Raw genomic sequence first — 13,422 nt, 5'->3', positions numbered from 1 at the left:
GAGCTATTGTAGCCGAAGGAATAGGCCCAGGAGCCAGGCAAGAAGGCCAAGCAGGAGGAAGACCCTGCTCCCCCGCGCTCCCAAGACCCGGACCAAGGCAGCTAAGACCAAAAGGCCAAACCCCAAGGCGAAAAGGAGCTTGTCCCAAGCGGCAAACAAGGCAGCCATACCCTTAGAGCCTAGCGCAGGACCCGCCTTAAGAAGGCTAAGGCCCGTTCCCGGAAGCGGCGGTCCACCTCCCCTTGGAAGAGGTGCCCTCCCGGGTAACTAAAGCACTCCACGGGCTTGCCCAGGGCCTTAAGCCTGCGGCAAAGCTCCCACGACCACTCCGGAGGCACCTGGGCGTCCTGTAGCCCGTGGTGGACGCTGTAGGGCACGGCCAGTTCCGCCAGGTAGGTCCAGGGGGAAGCCTGGCGCAAGACCTCGGGGGCAAGGGTATAGAGCTCCCGACCCCGCGCGCCCCCGGACCACATCAGGATCCGTTCCAGGTTCTGCCGCTCGTCCCCGCTCATGCTCCCGTAGAGGACCGCCCCCTTAAGCGTGGGGTCCACCAGGCTCACCACCTGGGCGATGCCCCCGCCCATGGAGTGGCCGAAGAGGGCGATGCGGGAGGCATCAGCCTGGGGAAAAGCCCCCCGGCGCACCTCGGCCAGAAGGTTCAAAACGTCCACGGCGTAGGCGTGGCGAAGCCCCCGGGCCGGGGCGCCTTCCGAAGGAGGGTGGCCCCGGTAGTTGGGGTGGAGGACCAAAAAGCCCGCTTGGGCCAGCCAGTCGGCGTACCGGGCGGTGTAGGCCAGGAGGCGGTAGCGGCTCGGCTCCACGTAGCCGTGGAGGACCACCACCACCGGGAAAGGCCCCTGGCCCCTGGGGAGGTTGGCGAAGCCGTGGACCCTAAGGCCGTCCGAAAGGTGGGAAAACTGCACCCGGGTGAAACGGGCCCCCTCCTCCAGGACCCGCTCCACCCGAAAGCCCCCCTCCCCATAGGTCCGGGCCCGAAGCTCGGGAAGGGTGAGGACCTGGGCCAGGGCGGGGACAAGGAAGAAAAGAAAGAGGCCGAGGCGCATGCCCCAAGGCTACGAGAAGACGCCGTTCCTAACTGTGCTCCCCTTCCGGGACAAGCCACCCAGCCTGGAGCGCCTTCAGGCCGATGGCGTGGTAGACGAGCTGGGCTGCGGTCATCTCGGCGTGGAACTGGCCGTTGGGGGAGAGCTCCACGAAGTCCATGCCCACCACCTCCTTCTCGGCAAAGACCGCTTGCAGGAGATCCACCGCCTGGCGGTAGGTAAGCCCCCCCGGCAAGGGAGTGCCCACGCTGGGCATCACTGCAGGGTCCAGGGCGTCAAAGTCAAAGGTGATGTAGACCCGCTTTCCCAAGGCGGCCAGGATCTCCTTTAGGGGAAGCCCCTCCTTGTGAAGCCGATGGGCGGGGAAAAGGCCCACGCCCCGCTCCCGCGCCAGGCGCAAGGAGTCTTGGTCCATGGCCCGAATGCCCACCTGGACCAGGGGAAACCCCTCCTGAAGGAGGCGGTACAAGGGGGAGGCGTGGGAGTAGACCGAGCCCTGCCACTCTGGGTAGAGGTCGGCGTGGGCGTCGATGTGCAGGAGGGAAAACTCCCCCAAGGCCTCCCGGTGAGCCATGACCAAGGGATGGGTGATGGAGTGGTCCCCCCCGAGGGCCACCAGGAACTTCCCCGCCCCCAGGTGGGCCAGGGCCGCCTCCCGGATCAGGCGGTGGCTGGCCTCGGCGCTTCCCGCCACCCAGGGCACGGGCTCGGCGGCGTGGATCCCCGCCTCCTCGGGGGCGACGCCGAGCTCCAGGAGAAAGGGCTCCAGCTCCCGGCTCGCCAGGAGGATGGCCTCCGGGCCCCGCCGGGCGCCGGGGAGGAAGGAAAGGGAAAGGTCGTAGGGCACGGGCAAGACCACCACCCGCGCCGCCTCGTAAGGGGTGTCCTGTTCGCCAAAGACGAGGCGCATAGCCCTCAGAGGATACCGAAAAAGCGCTCCATCAGGCGCAGAATGGCCAGGGTACCCCGCTCAAAGTCAAGGATGCGGATGTGCTCGTTGGGGCTATGCACGCGGCTCCCCGGGTAGCCCACCCCCAGGCCCACCGCCGGGGCCTTCAGGTGGTGGAGGAAGGGGTACATGGGCCCCGAGCCCGCCATGTTGGGGTAGAGGACCGCCTTCTGGCCGAAGGCTTCCTCCAAGGCCTGCCGCGCCAGGCCCACGAAGGGGTGGGCCAGGTCGGAGCGGGCCGGGCGCTCCCCCTTCTCCAGGACCCTCACCTCCACGTCGTGGAAGCCTTGGGCCTCGAGGTGGCGCTGAAGGAGCGAGGGCACCTCCTCGGGGTCCTGGTCCGGCACCAGGCGGAAGTCCAGCTTGGCGTAGGCCTCCGCCGGAAGCACGGTCTTGGACCCAGGCCCCCCGTAGCCCGAATGGAAGCCGTTGAGGTTCACGCAGGGCTCGGCGTAAAGCCTTTGGTTAAACTCCAGGTTCCTCGCCCCACCCAGGAAGTCCCGTACGCTGAAAGCCTCCTTTAGCGCTTCGCTTTCGTCGGGGATCTCCGCCAAGACCTCCAGCTCTAAGGGCGTGAGGGGCCGCACCTTGGCGTAGAAGCCCGGGATTAAAACCCTGCCCTCCTCGTCCCTCAGGGAGGCCAGGGCCCGGCTTAGGCGGTAGATGGGGTTTTCCACCACCGCCCCGTAGGAGGAGTGGAGGTCAAAGGCCGCCGTGCGCACCCGCAATTCCAGGGCCACGATCCCCTTGAGGCCGGCGTAGAGGTAGGGCCTCCCCTTCGCATCCACCCCGCCCGCCTCCCAGAGGATGGCGTCCGCCTGGAGGCGGGGAGCGTGGGCCGCCACGTAGGCCTCGAGGTGGGGGCTCCCCACCTCCTCCTCCCCCTCCACCACGAACTTCACCCGGGGCAAAAACCCGTGCTTCTCCCGGAAAAGCTTGAGGGCCATGAGCCTGGCCACCAGCTCCCCCTTGTCGTCGTGGGTGCCCCGCCCGTACCAGGCCCCCTCCCGCTCCACCAGGGTAAAGGGGTCGTTTTCCCAAAGCTCCAAGGGATCCGGGGGCTGGACATCGTAGTGGTTATAAAAAAGAAGGGTCTTCTCCCCCTCCCCACCCTGGGCGTAGACCACAGGGGGCCCATACCCCTCGTGGAGCTCCGCCTCCAAACCTAGACCCCGGAAGTACTCCGCCACCTTTTCCGCCCCTTCAGCCAAGGCCTTACCCTCGGCGCTCACCGTGGGCAGGGCCACCAGCTCCGCAAGAAGCGCCCTTGCCTCTTCCAAAAAAGGCCTCATGGTAGACTGAGCATACTATGGTGGAACCTTCCTTGGTCCTCTACGGAGGCCCTTACGAGCGGGCCATGGGCGTCCTGGAGGAAACCCTACGGGAAACCGGGGCCCGCTACGCCCTCTTCATTGACCGAAAAGGCTTTGTTCTATCCCACAAGGAGGCCCTCTGGGCCCCCAAGCCCCCGCCTTTAGACTCCCTAGCTACCCTGGTGGCGGGCAACGCCGCCGCCACCCAGGCCCTGGCCAAGCTCCTGGGCGAGGCCCGCTTCCAAGAGGTGGTCCACCAGGGGGAGCGCATGGGCCTCTACGTGGACGAGGCTGGGGAACACGCCCTTTTGGTCCTGGTCTTCGACGAGAATGCCCCCTTGGGCAAGGTGAAGCTGTACGGCAAACGGGCGGCGGAGGCCCTGGCCAAGCTCGCCGAGGAGGCCCTGGCCAACCCCCCCAAGCTCAGCCTGGACACCCAGTACCGCGAGGAAGCCAAGGCCCTGTTGGACGAGCTTTTCGGCAACTAGCATGAGCACCATCAACTTCGCCAACCGCGAGATCAACTTCAAGATCGTCTACTACGGCCCCGGTCTTTCGGGCAAAACCACCAACCTCAAGTGGATTTACGGCAAGATCCCGGAAGGCCGGAAGGGGGAGATGGTTTCCCTAGCCACCGAGGACGAGCGGACGCTTTTCTTTGACTTTCTCCCTCTGGACTTAGGGGAGGTAAAAGGCTTTAAAACCCGCTTCCACCTCTACACGGTACCAGGGCAGGTCTTCTACAACGCAAGCCGAAAACTCATCCTCCGGGGCGTGGACGGCATCGTCTTCGTGGCTGACTCCGCCCCAAACCGTCTCCGGGCCAACGCCGAGAGCATGCGCAACATGCGGGAAAATCTGGCAGAATACGGCCTCAAGGTAGAAGACCTCCCCGTGGTCCTTCAGGTAAACAAGCGCGACCTCCCCGACGCCCTCCCCGTGGAGATGGTGCAAGCGGTGGTGGACCCAGAGAAACGCTTTCCCGTGTTTGAAGCGGTGGCCACCGAAGGAAAAGGGGTCTTTGAAACCCTCAAGGAGGTGAGCCGCCTAGTCCTGGCCCGGGTGGGAAGCGGGGCCTAAACCCAGGGCAGGGCTCAGGGGCCGGGAGCACCTCCTGGCCCCTGGTCATTTACGCCCCTCCTGTATGCGTAAAGATGCAGGAACTTTTGTCCCGGTATTCTTCTACCTAAAGGGACAAATGTACTTCACCCTTTCTCGGGCTTTTTGTTACCCTAACCCCCGTATACGGCACACCGCCGTTAGGGAGGAAGGGTATGGAGGAGAAACCGATAGGCGCTCTAGGAGTAATCGTAGTTCTCACCTTCACCATATTGGTTTTTTGGTTAGGGGTATACGTCCTCTTCTTCGCACGGGGGTAAGCCATGGTAGACGAGCACAAGGCCCACAAAGCGATCCTCGCCTACGAAAAAGGCTGGCTGGCTTTCTCCTTGGTCATGCTTCTCGTCTTCATCGCCCTCATCGCCTATACCTTAGCCACGCACACCGCCGGGGCCATCCCCGCAGGAAAGCTGGAACGGGTGAACCCCACCACGGTGCGCACCGAAGGCCCCTGGGCTGACCCCGCCCAAGCGGTGGTCCAAACCGGCCCCAACCAGTACACCGTTTACGTCCTGGCCTTCGCCTTCGGTTACCAGCCCAATCCCATTGAAGTACCCAAGGGGGCCGAGATCATCTTCAAGATCACAAGCCCAGATGTGATCCACGGCTTCCACGTAGAGGGGACGAACATCAACGTGGAGGTGCTTCCCGGGGAAGTTTCCACCGTGCGCTACACCTTCAAGAAGGCTGGAGAGTACCGGATCATCTGCAACCAGTACTGCGGCCTCGGCCACCAGAACATGTTCGGAAAGATTGTAGTGAAGGAGTGAACCATGGCGGTGCTTAGAGGAGATACTACCCGTATCTACGAAGCCTATCCGGAAAAGAAGGCCACCCTCTACTTCCTAGTCCTGGGCTTCATTGCCGTGATCGTGGGGAGCCTTTTCGGCCCCTTCCAGGCCTTGAACTACGGCAACGTGGACGCCTACCCGCTTCTTAAGCGCCTCTTGCCCTTCGTTCAGTCCTACTACCAGGGCCTGACCCTGCACGGAGTCCTAAACGCCATCGTCTTCACCCAGCTCTTCGCCCAGGCCACCATGGTCTACCTGCCGGCCCGGGAGCTAAACCTCCGGCCCAACATGCGCTTGGTGTGGCTTTCCTGGTGGATGGCCTTCCTTGGACTTGTAGTGGCGGCGCTTCCCCTTCTTGCCAACGAAGCCACGGTGCTCTACACCTTCTACCCTCCCCTTAAGGGCCACTGGGCCTTCTACCTGGGGGCAAGCGTCTTCGTCCTTTCCACTTGGGTGAGCATTTACGTGGTGCTGGACCTCTGGCGCCGTTGGAAGGCGCAAAACCCGGGTAAGGTGACCCCTCTGGTCACCTACATGGCCGTGGTCTTCTGGCTCATGTGGTTCCTGGCCTCCATTGGGCTGGTCCTCGAGTCGGTGCTCTTCCTCCTGCCCTGGTCCTTTGGCCTCATCCAAGGGGTGGACCCCCTGGTGGCCCGCACCCTCTTCTGGTGGACGGGCCACCCCATCGTCTACTTCTGGCTCCTGCCGGCCTACGCCATCATCTACACCATTCTCCCCAAGCAAGCGGGGGGCAAACTGGTTTCCGACCCCATAGCCCGCCTGGTCTTCCTCCTTTTCCTCCTCTTCTCCACCCCGGTGGGCTTCCACCACCAGTTCGCCGACCCCGGGATTGACCCCACCTGGAAGCTGATCCACTCCATCCTCACCTTCTTTGTGGCGGTGCCGAGCCTCATGACTGCCTTTACCATCGCTGCAAGCCTGGAGTTCGCCGGAAGGATGCGGGGCGGTAAGGGGCTTTTCGGCTGGATCAAGGCCCTTCCCTGGGACAACCCCGCCTTCGTAGCCCCCGTGCTGGGCCTTCTAGGCTTTATTCCCGGTGGTGCGGGCGGGATTGTGAACGCTAGCTACACCCTGAATTACGTAGTGCATAACACAGTCTGGATCCCTGGCCACTTCCACCTGCAGGTGGCGAGCTTGGTGACCCTCACCGCCATGGGCTCCTTGTGGTGGCTCATCCCCAACCTCACGGGCAAGCCCATCTCCGACGCCCAAAGGCGGCTTGGCCTGGCGGTGGTGTGGCTTTGGTTTATCGGGATGATGCTGATGGCCGTGGGCCTGCACTGGGCCGGACTTCTCAACGTGCCCCGCAGGGCCTACATCGCCCAGGTACCGGACGCATACCCCCACGCCGCCATACCCATGGTCTTCAACATCCTGGCGGGCATCGTGCTGCTGGTAGCGCTTCTTCTCTTCATCTACGGCCTCTTCAGTGTCCTCCTAAACAGGGAGCGGCGAATGGAGTTGGCTGAGGCGCCCGTGCCCTTCGCCGAGGTGCTCTCCGGCCCCGAGGATCGCCGGCTCGTCCAGGCCATGGACCGCATCGGCTTCTGGTTCGCCGTGGCGGTGATCCTGGTGGTTTTGGCCTACGGCCCCACCTTGGTGCAGCTCTTTAGCAACTTGAACCCTGTACCGGGCTGGCGACTCTGGTAAACCCTTCAGGTCAAGGGTCGGAAAGCTCCGGCCCTTGACCTTTTTGACTAAGGGGAAGAGGCTGTACCCGTGGGATTTGTTTCTGGTCCTGGACTACCCTGGGTGGCGGGGTTAAACCTTCTACCCTTTTTCCTGCAGTTCTTGGGCCTGGGGCTCGGGGGAGCCTTGGGCCAGGGCCTATGCGGAAGCGCTTTGGGCCTCTCTGAAGCCGAGGCGGTGCGCTATGGTCTTGTTTCCGAGTATTACTTCTACGGCCAGCTTTTCCTCGCCCTTTTGGCCCTAAAGGTGACCTACACCCTGGTCCTGGCGGTCCTCCGCCTCATGTACCCGGAGACCGACCCTCCCTTCGCTCCTCGAGTGTGGCGGGTAGGGGTGGGGCTTTCCCTTGCCTTTCTTGGTCTTTTCCTCCTTACCCGCACCCTACCCCTCCCCTTCGCCACCCCCTTGGGCCTGGCCTGGCTCGCCCCGGCGCCCCTAGACTTCCTTTCCCTCCTCATGATCTTGCCTGAGCCCCTTTTGCTCTGGTTTTACGCTAGGTTCCGTCCATGAGGCTCCCCAGCATCGTGTACCTCTTGGGCCTGGTCAGCTTCCTCATGGACGTGGCCAGCGAAATGGTCTATCCCCTTCTACCCCTCTTCCTTACCAGCCTGGGGGCCGGGGCGGGAACCTTGGGCCTGGTGGAAGGGGTGGCCGAGGCCACGGCCAGCCTTTTTAAGGTGGTGGGGGGAAGGGTCTCCGACCGCTTAGGCCGGCGCAAGCCCCTGCTCCTTCTCGGCTACGGCCTTCCCGCCCTCTTTCGCCCCCTTTTGGCCCTGGCGCAAAGCCCTTTTCACCTCCTTCTCTACCGCTTCTTGGACCGCACCGGGAAGGGCCTAAGGACCGCCCCCCGGGACGCCCTCCTGGCGGAGAGCGTGCCGCAGGAAGCCCTAGGCCGAGCCTACGGCCTCCACCGGGGGCTGGACACCTTAGGCGCCACCCTTGGCCCCCTCCTCGCCTTCTTCCTCCTGCCCCACCTGGGAGTGCGAGGAGTGTTCTGGGCCTCGGCCATTCCCGCAGGCCTGGCGTTTTTGGCCCTCCTCTTGGTGCGGGAGGCCCCTGGCCCAAGATCCCTGCCGGCCCTGCCGCCCCTTCGGCTTAAGGCCATGCCCCTCGCCTACCGCCGCTTCCTCCTCATTGCGGGCATCTTCGCCCTGGCGCTTTCCTCCAACGCCTTTCTCCTCCTCCGCCTTAAGGACCTGGGCCTTTCCCAAGAGGAAGTGACCCTGGCCTATACCGCCTACAACCTCCTCTACGCCCTCCTTTCTTACCCTTTGGGAAGCCTGGCGGACCGGGTGGGCCTAAGGCGGGTGGTGGCCCTGGGGTTTTTCCTGTACGCCCTGGTCTACCTGGGCTTCGCCTGGGCGGAAAGCCCCGTCTGGGCCGTGGCCTTTTTGCTCCTTTATGCCCTTTACTCCGCCGCCTTTGAAGGGAGTAGCCGGGCCTATTTAGCCACCTTGGTACCCCCAAAGATCAAGGCCAGCGCCATCGGGCTCTACCACACGGTGGTGGGCGTGCTTTTGCTTCCTGCCAGCGCCCTTTTCGGATGGCTTTGGCACCTCTATGGGGCCGAGGTGGCCTTTGCCCTGGGGGCCAGCCTGGCCCTTTTGGCCCTTCTCCTCTTCCTCCTTGACGGGAGAAGGCGGGGGACCTATCCTGGGTGAGGCCCCTGAGGGCCTCGAGGAGGAAGGGGCAAAAAGCGCCTTCCCCCCTGACGGAGGTTAAGATGCCCATCACCAAGGAAGAGAAGCAAAAGGTCATCGAGGAGTTCGCCCGCTTCCCCGGGGACACGGGGAGCACCGAGGTGCAGGTGGCGTTGCTCACCTTGCGCATCAACAGGCTTTCCGAACACCTCCAGCTACACAAGCACGACCACCACTCCCACCGGGGCCTCCTCATGCTGGTGGGCCAGCGCCGGAGGCTTCTGCGCTACCTAGAGCGGGAAGACCCTGAGCGCTACCGCGCCCTGGTTGAGAAGCTGGGCTTGAGGAAGTAAACTAGGGTTTAGGTCGGGGGCGGGGCCTTAGGGCTCCGCCTTTCGCTTAGAGGAGCGTATGCCAGACGCCACACCCAACACACCCCAAGCCTTCCGTTACGAAACCCAGGTGGCGGGGCGCCCCCTGGTCCTGGAAACGGGCAAATACGCCAAGCAGGTTTCCGGCTCCGTCTTGGCGCGTTACGGGGACACCGTGGTCCTCGCCACGGCCCAAGCCTCGGAGGAGCCCATCCAGGCGGACTTCCTTCCCCTCACCGTGGAGTTCGAAGAGCGCCACTACGCCGTGGGTAAGATCCCGGGGAGCTTCATGCGCCGGGAAGGGCGCCCGGGGGAGAAGGCCATCCTTTCCGCCCGCATGACGGACCGCCCCATCCGGCCCCTCTTCCCCAAGGGCTTCCGCCACGAGGTACAGGTCATCCTCACGGTGCTCTCCGCAGACCAGAAGAACCCTCCCGACATCCTGGGGCCCATTGCGGCCAGCGCCGCCCTTATGCTTTCCGACATCCCCTGGGAGGGCCCCATCGCCGCGGTGCGGGTGGGGCTCATCGGCGGGCAGTTCGTTCTAAACCCCACCCTCCAGGAGATGGAGGAAAGCCAGCTGGACCTGGTGGTGGCGGGGAGCCGGGAGGCCATCCTCATGGTGGAGGCTGGGGCCAAGGAGGTGGACGAGGAAACCCTGGTCCAAGCCCTGGAGTTCGCCCATAGGGAGATGCAGCCCATCCTGGAGCTCCAGGAGAGGATGGCGAGGGAGCTGGGCAAGCCCAAGATGGCCTGGACGCCCCCCGAAACCCTCTCTGAGGAGGAGAAGGAAGCCCTCTATCGCCTGGCCTTAGAACGGGGGCTTTCCCAGGTGCTCCAGACGGCCAGCAAAGGGGAAAGGAGCCGAGCCCTCGAGGCCTTTGCCGAAAGCCTCATCGCCGAGGCCCTGCCCCGGCTAGAGGACGGCACCCTGGACGAGGGCAAAAAGCCCCTCTACGAGAGCGCCTTTGACGAGGTGGTGCGGCGGGAGCTAAGGCGGCTGGTCTTGGAAGAGGGCAAGCGGGCCGATGGCCGCGGCCCCAAGGACCTAAGGCCCATCTGGGTGGAGGTGGACGTTCTGCCCCGAGCCCACGGCTCGGCGGTCTTCACCCGGGGCGAAACCCAGGTGTTGGGCACGGTGACCCTGGGTACGGGCCGGGACGAGCAGATCATCGACGACCTGGGGATTGACGAGACCGACCCCTTTTTGGTCCACTACAACTTCCCCCCCTACTCCACCGGGGAGGTGAAGCGGCTTCGCGGGGTTTCCCGGCGGGAGGTGGGCCACGGCAACCTGGCCAAGCGGGCCCTACGGGCGGTGCTCCCGCCCCAGGAAAGCTTCCCCTACACCATCCGGGTGGTGGGGGACGTGCTAGAGTCCAACGGCTCCAGCTCCATGGCCACGGTCTGCGCCGGCTGCTTGGCCCTCATGGACGCTGGGGTGCCCATCCAAAAGCCCGTGGCTGGGGTGGCCATGGGGCTGGTGTGGGAAGGCGACCGGGCGGTGATCCTCACGGACATCCTGGGCCTGGAGGACGCCCTCGGGGATATGGACTTCAAGGTGGCGGGCACCAAGGACGGCATCACCGCCTTGCAGATGGACAACAAGGTGGGGGGCCTGCCGCGGGAGGTCCTCAAGGAGGCCTTGCTCCAGGCCAAGGAGGCGCGGCTAAAGATCCTGGCCATCATGGAAAGTGTCCTACCCGCCCCGCGCCCCGAGCTCAAGCCCTTCGCCCCCCGGATCCTCACCCTCAAGGTGCCGGTGGAGAAAATTGGCCTGGTCATCGGCCCCGGCGGCAAAAACGTCCGGGCCTTGGAGGAGCTAGGCGTGGAGGTGGACATCGAAGAAGACGGGACGGTGCGCATCTACTCCGCGGACCTCGAGGCGGCGGAGAAGGCCAAGAAGCGCATAGAAGACCTCACCCGCGAGGCCAAGGTGGGGGAGGTCTACGAGGGCACCGTCACCAAGATCACCCCCTTCGGCGCCTTCATCAGCCTCTTCCCGGGCACGGAAGGCCTCCTCCACATCAGCCAGATCGCCCCGGGCCGGGTGGAGCGGGTGGAGGACCACCTCAAGGTGGGGGACGTGATCAAGGTCAAGGTCCACCGCATCGACGAGCGGGGCAAGATCGACCTAATCCGGCCCGAGTTGGAAGGCAAAATCCCCCCCAGGCGGCGCGGCTAGCCCCTGGGGGTTTTCTCTTGGCCCAACTCCCGGCCAGGCCGGGAAGATAGGAGGTTTATGGAAACGCAAGAACGCAAGCCCAGGAGAAGGCGCAAAAAGCGGCCGCAGGAAGCCCCCCTGGCCGCAAGCGGCACCCAAGATGCCGTGGAAATCATCCCCTTAGGGGGCATGGGGGAGATCGGCAAAAACATCACCGCCTTTCGCTTCCGCGACGAAATCTTCGTTCTGGATGGGGGCCTAGCCTTCCCCGACGAAGGGATGCCCGGGGTGGACCTCCTGATCCCCCGGGTGGACTACCTGGTGGAAAACCGCCACCGCATCAAGGCCTGGGTCCTCACCCACGGCCACGAGGACCACATCGGGGGCCTTCCCTTCCTCCTGCCCATGGTCTTCGGCAAGGAAAGCCCCGTGCCCATCTACGGGGCCAAGCTCACCCTGGGCCTTTTGAAGGGTAAGCTGGAGGAGTTTGGCCTAAGGCCTGGGGCCTTCAACCTGAAGGAGATCTTTCCCGACGACCGCATCCAGGTGGGGCGGTACTTCACCCTGGACCTCTTCCGCATGACCCACTCCATCCCCGACAACTCCGGGGTGGTGATCCGTACCCCCATCGGCACCATCGTCCACACCGGGGACTTCAAGCTGGACGCCACGCCCATCGACGGCAAGGTCTCCCACCTGGCCAAGGTGGCCCAGGCGGGGGCGGAAGGGGTTTTGCTCCTCATCGCCGACGCCACCAACGCCGAGCGGCCCGGCTACACCCCCAGCGAGATGGAGATCGCCAAGGAGCTGGACCGGGTCATCGGCCGCGCCCCGGGGCGGGTCTTCGTCACCACCTTCGCCAGCCACATCCACCGCATCCAGTCGGTGATCTGGGCGGCGGAGAAGTACGGGCGCAAGGTGGCCATGGAAGGGCGGAGCATGCTGAAGTTCAGCCGCATCGCCCTGGAGCTGGGGTACCTGAAGGTAAAGGACCGCCTCTACACCCTCGAGGAGGTCAAGGACCTCCCCGACCACCAAGTCCTCATCCTGGCCACGGGGAGCCAGGGCCAGCCCATGTCCGTCCTCCACCGCCTGGCCTTCGAAGGCCACGCCAAGATGGCCATCAAGCCCGGGGACACGGTAATCCTCTCCTCTAGCCCCATCCCCGGCAACGAGGAGGCGGTGAACCGGGTCATCAACCGCCTGTACGCCCTGGGGGCGTACGTCCTTTACCCCCCCACCTACAAGGTCCACGCCTCGGGCCACGCCTCCCAGGAGGAACTAAAGCTCATCCTCAACCTCACCACCCCCCGCTTCTTCCTCCCCTGGCACGGGGAGGTGCGCCACCAGGTGAACTTCAAGTGGCTGGCGGAGGGGATGAGCCGCCCACCCGAGAAGACCCTAATCGGGGAAAACGGGGCCGTTTACCGCCTCACCCGGGACACCTTTGAGAAGACGGGGGAGGTGCCCCACGGGGTGCTTTACGTGGATGGCCTGGGCGTGGGGGACATCACCGAGGAGATCCTAGCGGACCGGCGCCACATGGCGGAGGAAGGCTTGGTGGTCATCACCGCCCTGGCGGGGGAGGACCCTGTGGTGGAGGTGGTGTCCCGGGGCTTCGTGAAGGCCGGGGAAAGGCTACTTGGGGAGGTGCGGCGCATGGCCCTGGAGGCCTTGCAAAACGGGGTGCGGGAGAAAAAGCCCCTGGAGCGCATCCGGGACGATATCTACTACCCGGTGAAAAAGTTCCTGAAAAAGGCCACGGGCCGCGACCCCGTGATCCTGCCCGTGGTGATTGAGGGGTAGGCGATGTACCAACGCCTCTTGTTGCCCACGGACGGGAGCGAGGCGGCGGAGGTTGGCCTTAAGGAAGGCCTCCGCCTAGCCGCGGCCCTAAAGGCCAAGGTGACCCTCCTTCACGCCGTGGAACCCTTAGGGCCCAAGCTCCTTTTAGGCCCGGAAACCCTTCCCTACTACCAGGCCCTCCTGGAGGACCTCCGCCAGCTGGGGCTTAAGGCCCTGGACCAGGGAACCCGCCTAGCGGAGGAGCTAGGGGTACCCTTTGAGGCCCATCTCCTCGAGGGCCGGGCGGCGGAGGTGATCCTGCGGGAGGCGGAACGCCACGACCTCATCGTCATGGGAAGCCACGGGCGCACGGGGCTGGACAGCCTTCTCCTTGGGAGCGTGACCCTCGAGGTGGTACGCAAAAGCCCAAAACCCGTCCTGGTGGTGCCCTACCGCAGGGCGTAAAGCTAAAGAAGCCCCAGGACATTGCGGCCAACTTGCGCAAGGCCTGGTAGC

Annotated in this window: 15 protein-coding genes; 11 read left to right on the top strand and 4 right to left on the bottom strand. The window is 64.5% G+C overall.

The window, feature by feature from the left end; translation table 11 throughout:
• Positions 1–3: 3 nt before the first annotated feature.
• The 4 genes from ABXG85_RS00565 to ABXG85_RS00550 are packed head-to-tail and all read right to left on the bottom strand — an operon-like array spanning position 4 to position 3,305.
• Positions 4–168, bottom strand: coding sequence for a hypothetical protein (locus ABXG85_RS00565; RefSeq protein ID WP_353511790.1), 165 nt, complete (start codon positions 166–168; stop codon positions 4–6).
• Positions 169–179: 11 nt separating this feature from the next.
• A complete protein-coding gene (locus ABXG85_RS00560) occupies positions 180–1,064 on the bottom strand; it encodes an alpha/beta hydrolase family protein (protein ID WP_353511789.1) in 885 nt (294 codons plus the stop codon).
• A gap of 28 nt (positions 1,065–1,092) precedes the next feature.
• Positions 1,093–1,974 (bottom strand): agmatinase, encoded by an 882-nt coding sequence (gene speB, locus ABXG85_RS00555; protein ID WP_353511788.1) that lies wholly within the window; start codon positions 1,972–1,974, stop codon positions 1,093–1,095.
• A gap of 5 nt (positions 1,975–1,979) precedes the next feature.
• The gene (locus ABXG85_RS00550; RefSeq protein ID WP_353511787.1) at positions 1,980–3,305 is read right to left on the bottom strand and encodes a M20/M25/M40 family metallo-hydrolase; all 1,326 of its coding nucleotides are present in this window, start codon (positions 3,303–3,305) and stop codon (positions 1,980–1,982) included.
• A 17-nt stretch (positions 3,306–3,322) separates the two neighbouring features.
• Here ABXG85_RS00550 and mglB point away from each other — a divergent pair, with 17 nt between their 5' ends.
• The 11 genes from mglB to ABXG85_RS00495 all read left to right on the top strand — a co-directional run bounded on the left by mglB (position 3,323) and on the right by ABXG85_RS00495 (position 13,371).
• The gene (mglB, locus tag ABXG85_RS00545) at positions 3,323–3,814 is read left to right on the top strand and encodes a GTPase-activating protein MglB (protein WP_353511786.1); all 492 of its coding nucleotides are present in this window, start codon (positions 3,323–3,325) and stop codon (positions 3,812–3,814) included.
• Between the two features lies 1 nt (position 3,815).
• On the top strand, positions 3,816–4,406 hold the full coding sequence (gene mglA / locus ABXG85_RS00540) for a GTPase MglA (RefSeq protein ID WP_353511785.1): 591 nt from the start codon (positions 3,816–3,818) through the stop codon (positions 4,404–4,406).
• Positions 4,407–4,600: 194 nt separating this feature from the next.
• Positions 4,601–4,705 carry a cytochrome c oxidase subunit 2A gene (locus ABXG85_RS00535; protein ID WP_353511784.1) on the top strand — a complete coding sequence of 35 codons (105 nt, stop codon included), beginning with the start codon at positions 4,601–4,603 and terminating at the stop codon, positions 4,703–4,705.
• Positions 4,706–4,708: 3 nt separating this feature from the next.
• Entirely contained in the window at positions 4,709–5,215 is a 507-nt protein-coding gene (gene cbaB / locus ABXG85_RS00530) for a ba3-type cytochrome C oxidase subunit II (protein WP_353511783.1), read from the top strand.
• Positions 5,216–5,218: 3 nt separating this feature from the next.
• Positions 5,219–6,907 carry a b(o/a)3-type cytochrome-c oxidase subunit 1 gene (locus tag ABXG85_RS00525; protein WP_353511782.1) on the top strand — a complete coding sequence of 563 codons (1,689 nt, stop codon included), beginning with the start codon at positions 5,219–5,221 and terminating at the stop codon, positions 6,905–6,907.
• 69 nt (positions 6,908–6,976) lie between these two features.
• Positions 6,977–7,456: a hypothetical protein gene (locus tag ABXG85_RS00520; protein WP_353511781.1), complete on the top strand. Its 480-nt coding sequence runs from the start codon at positions 6,977–6,979 to the stop codon at positions 7,454–7,456.
• Positions 7,453–8,607 (top strand): MFS transporter, encoded by a 1,155-nt coding sequence (locus ABXG85_RS00515; protein WP_353511780.1) that lies wholly within the window; start codon positions 7,453–7,455, stop codon positions 8,605–8,607. Before ABXG85_RS00520 ends, ABXG85_RS00515 begins: the two co-directional genes overlap by 4 nt.
• A gap of 62 nt (positions 8,608–8,669) precedes the next feature.
• Positions 8,670–8,939: a 30S ribosomal protein S15 gene (gene rpsO / locus ABXG85_RS00510; RefSeq protein ID WP_353511779.1), complete on the top strand. Its 270-nt coding sequence runs from the start codon at positions 8,670–8,672 to the stop codon at positions 8,937–8,939.
• A 58-nt stretch (positions 8,940–8,997) separates the two neighbouring features.
• Entirely contained in the window at positions 8,998–11,142 is a 2,145-nt protein-coding gene (gene pnp / locus ABXG85_RS00505) for a polyribonucleotide nucleotidyltransferase (protein ID WP_353511778.1), read from the top strand.
• Positions 11,143–11,199: 57 nt separating this feature from the next.
• Positions 11,200–12,927, top strand: coding sequence for a ribonuclease J (locus ABXG85_RS00500; RefSeq protein ID WP_353511777.1), 1,728 nt, complete (start codon positions 11,200–11,202; stop codon positions 12,925–12,927).
• A gap of 3 nt (positions 12,928–12,930) precedes the next feature.
• Positions 12,931–13,371: a universal stress protein gene (locus tag ABXG85_RS00495; protein ID WP_353511776.1), complete on the top strand. Its 441-nt coding sequence runs from the start codon at positions 12,931–12,933 to the stop codon at positions 13,369–13,371.
• Positions 13,372–13,422: the final 51 nt, after the last annotated feature.

Source organism: Thermus sp. LT1-2-5 (genome assembly GCF_040363165.1).
GTDB lineage: Bacteria > Deinococcota > Deinococci > Deinococcales > Thermaceae > Thermus.
Note: the sequence above shows the minus strand (reverse complement) of the source record. Positions and strands in the feature narration are given on the sequence as shown.

What these genes read in the sequence shown, in the direction of transcription:
- ABXG85_RS00565 (WP_353511790.1), bottom strand. Translation starts at nt 168, where the DNA reads ATGGCTGCCTTGTTTGCCGCTTGGGACAAGCTCCTTTTCGCCTTGGGG.
- ABXG85_RS00560 (WP_353511789.1), bottom strand. Translation starts at nt 1,064, where the DNA reads ATGCGCCTCGGCCTCTTTCTTTTCTTCCTTGTCCCCGCCCTGGCCCAG.
- speB (WP_353511788.1), bottom strand. Translation starts at nt 1,974, where the DNA reads ATGCGCCTCGTCTTTGGCGAACAGGACACCCCTTACGAGGCGGCGCGG.
- ABXG85_RS00550 (WP_353511787.1), bottom strand. Translation starts at nt 3,305, where the DNA reads ATGAGGCCTTTTTTGGAAGAGGCAAGGGCGCTTCTTGCGGAGCTGGTG.
- mglB (WP_353511786.1), top strand. Translation starts at nt 3,323, where the DNA reads ATGGTGGAACCTTCCTTGGTCCTCTACGGAGGCCCTTACGAGCGGGCC.
- mglA (WP_353511785.1), top strand. Translation starts at nt 3,816, where the DNA reads ATGAGCACCATCAACTTCGCCAACCGCGAGATCAACTTCAAGATCGTC.
- ABXG85_RS00535 (WP_353511784.1), top strand. Translation starts at nt 4,601, where the DNA reads ATGGAGGAGAAACCGATAGGCGCTCTAGGAGTAATCGTAGTTCTCACC.
- cbaB (WP_353511783.1), top strand. Translation starts at nt 4,709, where the DNA reads ATGGTAGACGAGCACAAGGCCCACAAAGCGATCCTCGCCTACGAAAAA.
- ABXG85_RS00525 (WP_353511782.1), top strand. Translation starts at nt 5,219, where the DNA reads ATGGCGGTGCTTAGAGGAGATACTACCCGTATCTACGAAGCCTATCCG.
- ABXG85_RS00515 (WP_353511780.1), top strand. Translation starts at nt 7,453, where the DNA reads ATGAGGCTCCCCAGCATCGTGTACCTCTTGGGCCTGGTCAGCTTCCTC.
- rpsO (WP_353511779.1), top strand. Translation starts at nt 8,670, where the DNA reads ATGCCCATCACCAAGGAAGAGAAGCAAAAGGTCATCGAGGAGTTCGCC.
- pnp (WP_353511778.1), top strand. Translation starts at nt 8,998, where the DNA reads ATGCCAGACGCCACACCCAACACACCCCAAGCCTTCCGTTACGAAACC.
- ABXG85_RS00500 (WP_353511777.1), top strand. Translation starts at nt 11,200, where the DNA reads ATGGAAACGCAAGAACGCAAGCCCAGGAGAAGGCGCAAAAAGCGGCCG.
- ABXG85_RS00495 (WP_353511776.1), top strand. Translation starts at nt 12,931, where the DNA reads ATGTACCAACGCCTCTTGTTGCCCACGGACGGGAGCGAGGCGGCGGAG.